Origin of the sequence: Trichocoleus sp. FACHB-591, assembly GCF_014695845.1 — a bacterium.
Lineage (GTDB): Bacteria > Cyanobacteriota > Cyanobacteriia > FACHB-46 > FACHB-46 > Trichocoleus.
This window is the reverse complement of sequence record NZ_JACJPA010000105.1, coordinates 26,877-39,106: the sequence shown is the minus strand read 5'-3', so window position 1 is coordinate 39,106 and position 12,230 is coordinate 26,877. Positions and strand designations below refer to the sequence as shown.

At 48.2% G+C, this 12,230-nt stretch carries 12 protein-coding genes; 4 read left to right on the top strand and 8 right to left on the bottom strand.

The window, feature by feature from the left end:
* Positions 1–9 precede the first annotated feature (9 nt).
* The 3 genes from cmr4 to cas10 are packed head-to-tail and all read right to left on the bottom strand — an operon-like array spanning position 10 to position 4,980.
* Entirely contained in the window at positions 10–819 is an 810-nt protein-coding gene (gene cmr4, locus H6F90_RS21700) for a type III-B CRISPR module RAMP protein Cmr4 (protein WP_190554287.1), read from the bottom strand.
* Positions 812–1,999: a type III-B CRISPR module-associated Cmr3 family protein gene (locus H6F90_RS21695; protein ID WP_190554286.1), complete on the bottom strand. Its 1,188-nt coding sequence runs from the start codon at positions 1,997–1,999 to the stop codon at positions 812–814. Before H6F90_RS21695 ends, cmr4 begins: the two co-directional genes overlap by 8 nt.
* Positions 1,999–4,980, bottom strand: a complete 2,982-nt coding sequence (gene cas10, locus H6F90_RS21690) for a type III-B CRISPR-associated protein Cas10/Cmr2 (RefSeq protein ID WP_190554285.1) — start codon at positions 4,978–4,980, stop codon at positions 1,999–2,001. Before cas10 ends, H6F90_RS21695 begins: the two co-directional genes overlap by 1 nt.
* A 186-nt stretch (positions 4,981–5,166) precedes the next feature.
* Here cas10 and H6F90_RS21685 point away from each other — a divergent pair, with 186 nt between their 5' ends.
* Entirely contained in the window at positions 5,167–6,339 is a 1,173-nt protein-coding gene (locus H6F90_RS21685; RefSeq protein ID WP_190554284.1) for a YafY family protein, read from the top strand.
* A gap of 226 nt (positions 6,340–6,565) precedes the next feature.
* Here H6F90_RS21685 and H6F90_RS21680 read toward each other — a convergent pair whose 3' ends face one another.
* Positions 6,566–6,733 (bottom strand): hypothetical protein, encoded by a 168-nt coding sequence (locus H6F90_RS21680; protein WP_190554283.1) that lies wholly within the window; start codon positions 6,731–6,733, stop codon positions 6,566–6,568.
* Positions 6,734–8,035: 1,302 nt separating this feature from the next.
* Between H6F90_RS21680 and H6F90_RS31220 the strand changes: the two genes are divergently transcribed.
* Positions 8,036–8,158: a hypothetical protein gene (locus H6F90_RS31220; protein WP_255525037.1), complete on the top strand. Its 123-nt coding sequence runs from the start codon at positions 8,036–8,038 to the stop codon at positions 8,156–8,158.
* A 738-nt stretch (positions 8,159–8,896) separates the two neighbouring features.
* Here the strand turns inward: H6F90_RS31220 and H6F90_RS21675 are convergent.
* The 3 genes from H6F90_RS21675 to H6F90_RS21665 form a co-directional block, all read right to left on the bottom strand.
* Positions 8,897–9,721 (bottom strand): ParB N-terminal domain-containing protein, encoded by an 825-nt coding sequence (locus H6F90_RS21675; protein WP_190554282.1) that lies wholly within the window; start codon positions 9,719–9,721, stop codon positions 8,897–8,899.
* A complete protein-coding gene (locus H6F90_RS21670; protein ID WP_190554281.1) occupies positions 9,714–10,436 on the bottom strand; it encodes a ParA family protein in 723 nt (240 codons plus the stop codon). The genes H6F90_RS21675 and H6F90_RS21670 overlap by 8 nt, the downstream gene beginning before the upstream one ends.
* Before the next feature lie 122 nt (positions 10,437–10,558).
* Entirely contained in the window at positions 10,559–10,744 is a 186-nt protein-coding gene (locus H6F90_RS21665; protein WP_206756201.1) for a hypothetical protein, read from the bottom strand.
* A 318-nt stretch (positions 10,745–11,062) separates the two neighbouring features.
* Here H6F90_RS21665 and H6F90_RS21660 point away from each other — a divergent pair, with 318 nt between their 5' ends.
* On the top strand, positions 11,063–11,290 hold the full coding sequence (locus H6F90_RS21660; protein ID WP_190554279.1) for a hypothetical protein: 228 nt from the start codon (positions 11,063–11,065) through the stop codon (positions 11,288–11,290).
* Positions 11,265–11,678, top strand: coding sequence for a hypothetical protein (locus H6F90_RS21655; protein ID WP_190554278.1), 414 nt, complete (start codon positions 11,265–11,267; stop codon positions 11,676–11,678). Before H6F90_RS21660 ends, H6F90_RS21655 begins: the two co-directional genes overlap by 26 nt.
* 155 nt (positions 11,679–11,833) lie before the next feature.
* On the opposite strand, the gene H6F90_RS21650 is transcribed toward H6F90_RS21655, so the two are convergent.
* The gene (locus H6F90_RS21650; RefSeq protein WP_190554277.1) at positions 11,834–12,163 is read right to left on the bottom strand and encodes a helix-turn-helix transcriptional regulator; all 330 of its coding nucleotides are present in this window, start codon (positions 12,161–12,163) and stop codon (positions 11,834–11,836) included.
* Between the last annotated feature and the right edge of the window lie 67 nt (positions 12,164–12,230).

Genomic DNA, 12,230 nt, shown 5'->3' with positions numbered 1-12,230 from the left:
CCTTTCCTCTTAATTGCTGCCTGAATTTGCCAACCACTGCTGTACAAAGCCGCGACCTAAGCTTTCTTGGCCACCAATCTGAACGATGCTTTGACTCACCAGTAATTCCTCAAAGTCAACCCGAGCCTGCTGGGCAGTGCCGTTTGCTTGACTTGTTACTCCCCAGGGAAAATACATGAGCGTATCGGGTGGAATTGCTTCTTCGTAACGGAAGCCGCCTTCAACTGTTTTATGAGCATCTAGCTTGATCTTGACTTGCCGCCAAAGGCTCATCTGAATTAAGGTTGCACAATGCTGATCAGGTAAAACTAAAACACGTTGAATCGAGATGGTTTGAGCTTGCACTGTCTGAGGCAGAAAAGTTTCCCACGAAGTCCACGACTTTAACTCAGAGGACTTGAGAATGGCATCTTTCAGATAGACAGGCCGCTGGGTTGGCAGATTAGTACTATACTCTGCTGGAATTGCCCCCTCGATCCTGTTGAGTCTGGCCCAACGTTGTAGTAACAAAGGACAACTAATCCAGATAACACCATGACTAAGAGAGGGGATAGGCAACCAGAGAATGGAGGCATCCCCAATCCAAATTGCACCTTGCTCTAGCTGGGCAGCACTACTTAACTCAGTACCAAAGAGCCTGTACTGTAAAGCTTTATCAACCTCAGTACTAGCTCTTATGCGTCCTCGAATTGTGCTAGAGGGAATATAAGGGAGATCTGTATGCGACTCACGGGCGATCCCTAATAAATTGCCTTCTTGAGTTGTTCCGCCTGTATGCAGTGGGGATAGCAGGTAGAGGTAGGTGAGGTTACTAATCATGAATGCTTGCTCCGTAGGGAATCCAAAGTAGTTCTGAGTAACCAAGTTGCCGCCAGATGTGGACTTTGTTGGGTTGATCATTATCCAACGTTGCTTGATCTTGGAAGAGCGGGGCGGGACGCTCTAGGTAGTAGACGCTGCCTGGAGGGGCAGCAAATACCTGAGGGGCAGGGATGCTTTTCGTACCGTCATCGCGATCGCGGAATCGGCAGCTAATGGGCACAGGGCGTTCTGTTGCAACGCTGACTAAGGGACCGGGGTTTTGATTGATATTCACTGAATGAGCGAGTTTCCACTCCCACGGCCAAGCTCGGCAGGTTGACGCTCCATTGTGTTTTCGCTCGAATACGCCAGAAGTAATTAAATAAGCAAGCGATCGCCTTTGCTCAGGAGGGTGTTGTTGAGCGTTGGCGGCTTGCTGCCAATTGTTTTGTGACTGGACTTGGATCTCCTTCCATTGCTGGTTCAGCGGTTCAGACGCTTCGAGTAAGGCTCGATGGCCTTCACCTCCTAAACGGAGTAGCAACGGATCACCTTGGGCTTGAATTTTTTTGTGGGTGTCCTCATCGACCGCAATTGCTAAACTCCAGCCTGGGTCAAGACGAATGGCGTTCTCCACAAAGTAACCATCGGCTTCTTTCACTTGGCGCTTGCCCTCTAGTAGGGTATTGTGCGGTCGGGTTTCCACCGTCCAAGGTTGAGGACGTTCTCCGTTGCCACACCGCCAATCTGCTGCTGTTAGCGCTTGGCTATTGAGCAATTTCATTGCCGAACTGTATGGTAAATATTGCCGATAAACTGCTGCATCTAGATCCTCAGGCGATTGGGTTTTCTCCGCTGGCAGGAGAGGCACGGGTTGACGCCGATCCCAGAGAATTTGTTGGCAAGGATGATCTTCCCCTTGAGCATCTGCCTGCTGCTGCAACCAAGTAGCGGGAGCAAGAGAGTTTGTTCCTACGTAATTTAAGGGACGAGGGAAGTAAAGTGTTTCCTCACGGCAGAGGAACGGTCCCTTGAGTGTTAGTGCAATCGTCTTTTGTAACAGTCCGCGTAGTGCTCCAGCGATCGCATGGCCAGTTGGTGGAAAAATACTACCAGCCCAAGCTCGTTCCCCAGGTGTAAAAGGTTTGGCATCACGAAATAGCAGTACATCGAGAGGAGTTAGCGTGTACCAATGCATTAAGGCTGTCCTCCTGATGGGATAGTGATACAGCGCTTCCGCAAGACAAAAGCAGCAAGCTTGAGCCAGCTTTGCACTGCTAGATCGAGATCTGCTTCAGGTGTGGTCTGCCAAATTTTCGTGAGGAATTGCACAAGACGTTGTTGGAAACGTGCTTGTATCTCCGTTTTTCCTTGAAAGAGATCGCGGCGATCGCAGAAGGCTTGTGTCCACGGTGAAATTGCCTCTGGCATCGGTACGGGATGTTGACTCCAAACTTGTGCGGCTTGCTCGAATAATGCTGGATCTAGATCAATCTCGGCAAAATCGAGGAGCGATCGCCAGTAATCGAACGCCTTGAATTTTGTGGTTGCCTCTAACATATTGCCGTTGCCATACAGAACCCGCACCTGCACCGCGTCTTTGACTTCACCCTCTGGAGAGCAATGTTTCTTCGCTTGGGCTTCAGCTTCCCAAAGCCTTTCTAAGGCGATCGCTAAGGGGACGGAATGATGGGCAATAACCACACCAAAGCTAATGGTGGCTTTTTGGCCTAAGGTAAATAGAGGACGGGGAGTAATAACTTTGGGGTCTCCTTGCCAGAGCCAATAGTCTCCATCTCGCTTGAAGTACCCCTGAGAATCGGAAGTATTCCCCTGCTGTAACTCCAGTCTAGCTTTTTCTGGATCATGGTCTCCCTTAAAACATTGCTGGATATCCCATAACCATTGATCCCATTCCCACAGATTTGTATAGGCGAGTACATCATCGCCACCGCTATAAATTAGGCGTCCGGCATAGCGTTGTTCGGTGAGATGCGGCACTAGTTGGTTGGAAAAATCAAGCAAGGCACGGCTTAAGGCAGCGTGGGTGGATGGCCCCATTCGTTTGGTTTGCTCTAAGAACTTCTCAAATGTCTCTTCAAGGGGTTTAGAAGGTTTAAGTGTCGAAGGTACATAAGCTTGATAAGCTTCTAGTTTCATCCCTTTGAGCCACTCGCTCATGTTGTCACCATCTCCAGCAGCAAGCACATACCAATCTGCGGGATTGTTAGCAGGATAGTAACGATCTAAGACTTGTTGGGTTCGTTCTCGAACTTTATTTTCAGAATCGTTGAGGCGCTCCGATTGATCTGCATCTTCTAGCAACCACCCTAGATTTAAGTATCGGGAATGATAGTTTCTATAAGCTTCCAGTGGGTTTGCATCAATCCAAGGGATGCCCCAACGCTCTTCTTTTATGATCTGCAAGACTTCCTTTAAGCCCTCTTTTTTCAGCTTCTCTTCAAGCTCACCACAAGCTTGACGGAAATGCTGAAGTGCGGAATGGTTAGACACTTTGAGATACCCAGCAACCCCTGCGCTTAAGTCAGGATAGGTGACTGCAATCTGGTCTCGCTGTAGCAGTTTGGGCAGGACTTTGTGTAATCCGCGCTTGAGTGTCTCAGTTGCATTCAGTTGTTCACGACCATCGAATAACCCAGCATGGTGTTTCCAGAGTTGCTTCACCTTGCGTTCAGGCATCCAATCTTCGCCGGGATGCACTGCGGAGCCAATACCCGATACTGTGGAGCGAACACTAAATGCCGTAGGTAGCTCCCAGGTGCGAGCATTTTTGACGGCAGCCAGGGAAGCTCGAGTGCGATCGAAAACATAAGGCCACCAAGAGCCAACGTTGACACTAAACTTGCGTCCTTGAGTATCTAAGCGATGCTCGTAAGCGGCTCGAAGAAAGGCTAATTCTGCAACTTGGAATAACTGGCGATCGCTTCCTGCGCCGTAAGCACGGTTTTGGGCATCCATCCACGGCTGAAACTCTGGCTCCTGTAGTTCAGGGATAGCTGAGTTTTTGAAAGGCTCTCCCTCTTTACCGATCGCGACAGCACTCCAGTAAGTTTGCCATTGCCGACTTAACCAGCCTTTCCATGTTTTATGATCTTCTTGGAGAGCCCGCATCCAGGCGCGATTGCCTTGGAGTTCTGCCAGAACTAAGTGCCCAATTTCTAGCCACTCATGTTTGAGGGTTTCTTCAGCCAGTTGCATGGCTGCTTGTACTTTGTCTTTAGGCAGTACCATCACAATCACATTGGGAAACCCAGCCGTAAGCAGTTTCTGGTCTTGGGGTTGCGGAATCCACTCCTCAAACTCTGGCCACTGCTGCAATAACCAGTGATCGATCAGCGGTTGCTGAAATAAGCTGGGATACACCAAGCTATCGGGGCCATATTTACTAGCTAAAGTCCAACAAACTTTGGCCGAGAGGTAATGCAAGATCCAGGAACCAGCCCAAAAGTCGCGCATCTTGCGGCTGGCTTTGATGAGTTCTTGAATGGGTGTAAAGCTAAATGCTGCGAGATACGGATGGGATGGTTGTTGACCGTTGGGCCATTGAGCAATTTCAGCAGATGTGAGATTGTAGCCAGCTAAAGCACCTGATAAGGCAGCGGTTAAACTAGCGTGACTCCAGATAGAACTATCTGGTAAGCGGGTTTCCGCAGGCATGAGTAATAGGGATTCATCTCCGCCTAATTTTTGACAAGCTTGAGTTGGTAGGCAACGCCACAGCCACCAAAATACTTTTCGAATGTCTAACTCGTCTCGGATGGCTTTGGGGAGGAGATCAGTTTCGATAAGGTTGAGATAGTCAGCTCGTTTGGGCTGAAGCAGGCGATCGTGGGTTTCGGATTGAAGCTTCCAAGCAAGCTTGGCACCAGAGAGGAGGTGTGAAATTTCTAACCCATCAGCGTCATAGTTAATTGCATCCAAGAGCGTGCCGATCGCTCCCCGATCGCTAGCAGAGGTAATGTAATCTGCTAGATGAATATGCTTGAGTGCAGTGCCGCTCCTCGTTTCAGGGTCCCAATTGTTGTCTTTCCACTCCTGCATCACAGCAAGGTTTTGCCAAAAGCTGTTACCCCCCCGCCCTGTGTTGTTGTGAAGTGCCTTGAATACAGGGTCATGTAGAAGACCCCAAATTTTTGCTTGCCAATATGCTTGACCCACAGGTAATTCCCTTCCGGAGCACAATTGCTAGATTTGACTCTAACCGAAGCCCACGATTATACGCTCGTGGTAGAAACTATCTTTAGTAATTCCCTACAGGTAGTTGAAGTTCTCATGAATACGGGGTTTTTGAGTTATATCTAAGTTAAGAATGAATATTTTCTTTTTATTGACAAGTGATTTGTAATGGCTAGAAAGCCTCAGCTTCACGCTTATTCCGATCGCAGTGCTTTCGAGCGGCTGCTGTGTTTGATTGCTACATTCGTTCACTACCCTGGTATTGGCGGTGCCGAGCTAATGTTAGAAAAGACGGCGGAGGGGCACCACCAATCGCTGGAAGCAGTCCAAGAGGCTTTACAAAAGATTGCCCAGATTTACAAGATTGATCTCCCTTACTGTGCAATTCCTACCTTGCGTAAGGATCTAGAGACACTGCGACATTACGGAGTTTTGGATCGGCGGATGTATCGTTGGGGTTATTACTTGGGCACTGGAGCAATGCGCCGAGAAGAATTACAGATGGCCTTACAAGCATTGGCAACTCAGGCAGAGTCTCAAGGTGATTCTCGCGTGCGGCAAATGTATCGGGATCTATCGCGACGTTTACGGGGTCTGAATTTAGAGTCAGGTGGCCAACTTTTCTATCCGGTGCGCTCGCAATTAAATCGAGTTATTGTACACACTGACCCTGAAGAGATGATGCGGAAGGGGCAATATCGCAGGACGTTGTTCCACCATCTTGGTGCCTTAGAGACGGCAATTACTCAAGGTCAAGCGATCGAGCTGTGTCGAGCAAAGAGTCCTTATAATCCCCACCAAGTGGGTTATATGCAGGTGTGGCCGCTGCAATTGATCTATGCAGATGTGGCTTGGTATTTGGTGTATGAGCATTACAAAAATCAGCACCTAGCGATTGGGCGAGTCGATCGCTTTAGTGACCATTGGCAATTGCTGCCGATTGAAAACCGGGGAACAACGGCTCAGTGCGAAAGGCTACACGTCGCCCATGATCTCCTGGCAGCAGGTTGGGGCTTATTTCTAGGATCGCCGGAGCAGCAACGGTTAGAACGAGAGGGACAGTTATCTTTAATAGCGGTGACAGTACGCTTTTTCCCACCTGTTACAGCCTTTATTTTGGAGGGGGAGCAGCGGCACCCCCAGCAGACGATTCACAAGGGCAAGGGAGCCCAGGGGGAGGTGACACATGTAGACTATACGATCAAGTTGCCGGAGCGATCGCTTGATGAGTTTGTCCGCTGGGTGAACCGTTTTATGCAGTACGCTCAGGTACTGACACCCCAAGAACTTGTGGAGAAACACCAAGCAGCAGCTCAACAGTTGTTGTCACGATATGGCTAGGGTAGTTGCAAGGAATGGAAAAAATGGCTAGGATGACGCTAATTGGTGGAAACCCTCGATGTATTGCTGTGATTGGCTTTGAGAGATTTTTATCTCAATCTAGTTTGATAATAGAAAGCCCAAAAACTGATCCCTCGCAATCACCTTCTAGACAGCAGGCGTATCAAGGTCTTCAATAGAGGGGGTCCCCACTCGCTGGGGAAACCAATTGAATGGAAACCATTTTTTAGGTAATCCGCGTCTTTGATGTCCTCAGGGTAGAAACGTCCCCACTCGCTGGGGAAACCAATTGAATGGAAACCATTTGCGATCGCGGCGGCGGCAGGAAGTTTAGTGTCTCGTCTCCACTCGCTGGGGAAACCAATTGAATGGAAACCGAGGTGGCGGAATTCACACTTGAGTGAAACCTGACGGGTCCCCACTCGCTGGGGAAACCAATTGAATGGAAACCAGCGATCGCACTTCCGCAACCCTTAGGCGCAGCAGTCCCCCCTCGTTGGGGAAACCAATTGAATGGAAACCTTAAGCTGGGACTTTAGCAAGCTGGACAAATGTGGTGGCTCCCCCCTCGCTGGGAAACCAATTGAATGGAAACTAAAAAACCCTCCGAGTTCGGGGGTTAGCGTGGCATGATTTACTCCCCACTCGCTGGGGAAACCAATTGAATGGAAACGAGGTCGGACAAGCGGCGGAAGTCGGGTTATGTTGGTAGCTCCCCACTTGCCGGGGAAACCAATTGAATGGAAACTAAACTTCCGGTTCAGCCGGAGGAATATTTACTGGTTCTCCCCCCTCGCTGGGGAAACCAATCGAATGGAAACCGTGAAATCCATCAGCTCTTTACTCATGTTGGTGCGCTCGCTCTCCCCACTCGCAGGGGACATCAATTGAATGGAAACTGAACCATTTGGGCTGCGGTATTGGCATCGACAAGTCCCCCCTCGCAGGAGAAACCAATTGAATGGAAACTCGTAAATATCTTGGTAGGGTTCACTTGATTCATCACCTCCCCCCTCGCAGGGGAAACCAATTGAATGGAAACTGTGATTTAGGGACATAGATATAAACTCGCCCTCGGTAACTCCCCCCTCGCTGGGGAAACCAATTGAATGGAAATAGGAGAACTGCTCTTGAATTAGGTTGGATAGCAACCTCCCCCTCGTAGGAGAAACCAATTGAATGGAAACTAATCCTGTGTGCCAGCCGCGAACGCTTCGACGTTGGGTTTCCCACCGAGGGAAACCAATTGAATGGAAACTTCCCTTTAACTACTACACTTGCTAAGTCTTTCCCGTTACCTGGATTCCCCCCTCGCAGGGGAAACTAATTGAATGGAAACATGAGTTGAGTGCCTGTACCGCTCGGCCACACGCCCTTGAATCTCCCCCTCGCTGGGGAAACCAATTGAATGGAAACTTTAATTTGCCGTGAACAATGATGTCTGATAATAATAACTCCCCACTCGCTGGGGAAATCAAATCAATGGAAACCCCCTGCGTTAAATGTTATCGCTGCCATGACCTGTACACTCCGTCTGGTCCCCACTCGCTGGGGAAATCAATTGAATGGAAACTAGGGAAACCTTTGTCTGCTAGGTACTGAGATCGCCAGTAGTCCCCACTCGCTGGGGAAATCAATTGAATGGCAACACCCCAGTTTCAGCGATTCCGGCAAGCATAGTCATGGTAGCTTTCCCTTGTTGGGGAAACCAATTGAATGGCAACGTTATGTCCTTGCGGAACATATTCTCCGCGATCGCACCCTCACAGTCCCCCCTCGCTGGGGAAACCAATTGAATGGCAACGTTTTGATTGATTGACTACACTTCCTATCGTACTAAGCGTCCCCAGTCGCAGGGAAAATCAATTGAATAGAAACTCCTGATAGTTCCCTCGCTTATGTTTGTTGACTCCGTAACCGCTTAGGTCCCCACTCGCTGAGGAAATAATTGAATGAAAACCTTTCTAAGTAATTTTCCACGTATTCCTTAAACAGATCCCCACTCGCTGGGGAAGGAAACATGTGAGTGAATTTCTTAAAATCTAAGACAGCGTATTCTTGTCCTCACTTGCTGGGGAAATCAATTGAATGGAAACTTGAAATTGACTGAAGAAGTCTAGAAGGCCAACTGCCCAGTTGGGGGTCCCCCTCGCTGGGGAAATCAATTGAATGGAAACTTGCCAAGGTCAGCAAATGCGTCTACCACTGAATCGTCATTTCTCCCCACTCGCTGGGGAAACCAATTGAATGGGAAGATTTTAGATAAATATCGGGATCTGCTTTCATCTCATGCAGGTCCCCCCTCGCTGAGGAAATCAATTGAATGGAAACTCACTGCTCACGGTCGGCTCCTGCTCTCTGCGCCACAGTCTGTCCCCCCTCGCTGGGGAAATCAATTGAATGGAAATGTTCATTTTATTTGCTCAGATAAGTTGCGATCGCTAAATTACTTAAAGTCCCCCCTCGCTGGGGAAATCAATTGAATGGAAACGCAAAGTTGTCTCCGTTTTGTACTTAGCTTTCAATCCTGCCAGAGCAATTCTTTGTTCTGGTAGGATTACTCCCGCTTCTTTACGACCACTTTAGTTTCGTTGATATTGTTTCTTACGGTTTTGAGAAAAGTAGGAATAGCTTTGGATAGAGCCTTTTCTGAGCGAGTTGGTTGTTCTGACTCTGGCAACGCTGTTAGCTCCTCTAACACCGCCTCAATTTTGCCTAAAAGCTTTAGCTTTTGAAAAATAGGATCTGAGTTCCTATTTTTTTCCTCGGTAATGTCCTGTCGTTGGTCACTCAGTACTTTACGGACGTAGCGGGTCGAAACTCCGATCGCAACAGCTAAGGCAGGCCCAAGAGCTTTTTCTCCTTCTTTAGGCCGCCCTCGTACCTCTCGATAATTCAAGCTGCGTAAGCGTTCAGCTAAACGTTCAATTTGGTCACGGGTATAGTTCACCCGCTTTTCATTTTCAGCAAGCTCGACTTGTAATGCTCGCTCAGGTTCCTCTTCAGCATCAAAGGCCATCATATGGACCTGAATTAGCTCGTCTGGAAACTGCTGAGTGTAAAGTTCAGGATTCTGCTCTCTAAGAAATTGAATTGCTGATAGACGATGGGCACCAGCGAGCAGAACGCCTTTGCTATCCACTACAAGTGGTTCAATCAAACCTAATGCTGCGATCGACTCAGCCAAATCAGCAACGTGCTCGGGCCGAATGGGTCTCGTGTCAGCTTCTCTAGGATGGATGCGATCAAGCGGAAGTTTTGTCTTCTGGGCTCGTTCCTGTTCAACCTTAGCTGCGATCGCTTGGTCCTGCTGATGAATCGCATCAGCAGTATTGGCTGCTTCAGTAAATAAGGCTGCACTGTTAGTCCGTCGTTTAGCCATTTAGCACCCAGTCCGCGATCGCTTGTAAATCTTTTGCGCCTTTACAGTTTGCATCGTACTCCATGATCGGAACGCGTTCAGCAGCTGCCCAGGCCAATGAAGAGTCTTGATGTACGATGAAGCGCTTAATTGATGGATAGGTACTGGCTAACTGCTCATCCAGTGCTTGATCCATCGATCGTCTAAGGTCAATTCGGCTCAGCGCTAATGCCCAACGTTTGGCACCGCGACGACCTTTCTGCTGGCGTAGCTTTAGCTCATTCAAAACCCGCCCTGCTCCCATCACTGCCAATGGATGCGCATCAGTACAAACCAACGCAATATCAGCAGCAACTAAACCTAGACGCTCTAGATACTCAACGCCAGGTGGACAATCAAAGATGATTGCGTCGTATTCCAGTGCTGCTACTGCATCTGCTAAATCTTCTGGGTCAAGTGATTGGATATTGTGTCCTGCTAGATCGGGGCCTCCTGGTAGGACATGTAGCTTTGGTACTGCCTCTAAAAACGATGGAGAACCACCTGAAAGCAGCTCCGCTGTTCCTGGAGCAGTGGGATTGGTTCCGAGAACGTAAGCTGCATTCGATTGAGGGTCAAGATCGATAATTAAAACTCTCTGCCCTTTTTTGGCAAGGACAGAAGCAAGGCCGCAGGCGATCGTTGTCTTGCCTACGCCACCTTTTCGAGCTGCTACTGCAATACGCTTATGTGTCATGAACGAAGCCCTCTCAAGCCCACTTAGGGTAAATTTTCAACTACGAGCTTTTCAAACGAAGCTTACAAATAGCTAGATGGATTTGATTGGCAGCTCTCGTGTTGACTGCCTATGAAAAGGCTTTAACTCTTTGCTGCATTTTTCTCCCACGTTTCTATTGCCTCAGTAATCAGTTTTGCTGCGAGAAAGCTCATGGATCGCTGCTCCTGCTTAGCCCATTCAGCCAGCTTCGCTTTTACTTCAGGAGAGAGATAGACGGTCAGGCTTTCTTGAGTAGTTGGCATAGAGACGGGTTCGAAGAACTTCATAATCCTATCTCTAGTAATGTAAGGCTGGGTAAAGTACTTTACTTTACCTTATTTCTATGCTTTTATTCGAGAAATATTCAAAAGTACAGAAACTGCTGCAAGTCTCTCAACGTTGTCGCACAACAGCTTCTCTCAGAGCTGCTCAAAGAATTTGTTAGAACGTTCTGTGTTTTTACCGTTAGCTGGGCCAACCAAGTGGAGGCTAGAGATTAATGCCTTAGATACCGAACCGTAGTGGTTCAGTTAATAACGAATACCTTTGATGACCTTACGAAGCACTAAATAAATCGAGTCAAAATTGAAGGAGCATCTTAAACTATGTTCAGATGGCTTGGCGGAGGGTGGACTCCAGATCGCAACGAAGAGCAACAAAAGGAGTATGACCGTGCTAGAGGCAAAGAAAAAGCAGACCTTAACCGTGTGCAAGGACGAGAGCAGCGCTCAGATTGTCAGGAACGGGACTGCAATAACGATGCAACTAACTTTGGCTCTAGCGGCATATTTGGTTGGTGTACTTCACATGATCCTGAAGACAAGGACAATTGACCCAGAGTTTGAGGAAGATGCGATCGCTTTCTACCAAGATGCCTTAGGCATTTTTCCTTGTGCTATCGTCAAGCGTCAACTCAAAGCAGATGGTCCAAGTTATCGGGTGATGACCAGCTCAGGCCTTTGTATTGATAAGCGGCCTGCCGAATTATTAACTGGATGGGAACCCGATTTTCCTGCATGGTCTGAGATTCGCTGGGGCCGTTGGATTGATTGGACGGCTGAAGATGTAGCCGACGAGCTGCCTGATAAAGAAGTAGAAATGGGCTGGGATCGATGGGAGCGTGATGATGCCTACTATTCAGATTTAGCGGAAGAGTGGGAAAGCAAGCCTAAAACCCTAAAACCGGAGAATTTTGAACAGCTTGAGTTTCAGCTGCTTTAGCGAAAAACACCCGAACGAAAAAGCGATGCTCTTTATGATGCGATCGCTTTTTATGTTTTGATAGCCCTACTCAAGTTTGCTTCGACACGAAAACAGCTAGAACTACTTTCGTAGCCCACCCTTCAACGCTCTTGAATCGCTACAAATTGAGCTGACTAGACGCCAAGTAACTGTCTAGAACCAGCTTTGCCATGCTTAAGTTTGCCCGCAATTGCAAGGAGCAGATGAGATAACTGATCGTTATCCATTTCTTCAATCGCTGCCTCTAGGCCAGAAGAAGATGCGCCTAGTTGACTGAAAAAATATTGCTTCGCTTCACTTGGTAAATGAGCCAACATCTTCTCCAAAGAGTCGTTATAGACCCGCTGTTGCCCATTCCGAAATTGCGAAATCATCTGCTGAGATACGCCTGCACGCTCAGCAAGCCATTTAGCCGAGATTCCAAATTCTTCGAGAGTCCGATCAAGAGCTTGGGAAAAGTTCATAGCTTTTTCGTTCAAGACTGAATTTTATCTGGTAAATTAAGTCTTGGCTTAACTGTGATTAAGTCCT

Coding starts and splice junctions, on each gene's coding strand:
- cmr4 (WP_190554287.1), bottom strand. CDS start 819: ATGATTAGTAACCTCACCTACCTCTACCTGCTATCCCCACTGCATACA.
- H6F90_RS21695 (WP_190554286.1), bottom strand. CDS start 1,999: ATGCATTGGTACACGCTAACTCCTCTCGATGTACTGCTATTTCGTGAT.
- H6F90_RS21685 (WP_190554284.1), top strand. CDS start 5,167: ATGGCTAGAAAGCCTCAGCTTCACGCTTATTCCGATCGCAGTGCTTTC.
- H6F90_RS21675 (WP_190554282.1), bottom strand. CDS start 9,721: ATGGCTAAACGACGGACTAACAGTGCAGCCTTATTTACTGAAGCAGCC.
- H6F90_RS21670 (WP_190554281.1), bottom strand. CDS start 10,436: ATGACACATAAGCGTATTGCAGTAGCAGCTCGAAAAGGTGGCGTAGGC.
- H6F90_RS21665 (WP_206756201.1), bottom strand. CDS start 10,744: ATGAAGTTCTTCGAACCCGTCTCTATGCCAACTACTCAAGAAAGCCTG.
- H6F90_RS21660 (WP_190554279.1), top strand. CDS start 11,063: ATGTTCAGATGGCTTGGCGGAGGGTGGACTCCAGATCGCAACGAAGAG.
- H6F90_RS21655 (WP_190554278.1), top strand. CDS start 11,265: ATGATCCTGAAGACAAGGACAATTGACCCAGAGTTTGAGGAAGATGCG.
- H6F90_RS21650 (WP_190554277.1), bottom strand. CDS start 12,163: ATGAACTTTTCCCAAGCTCTTGATCGGACTCTCGAAGAATTTGGAATC.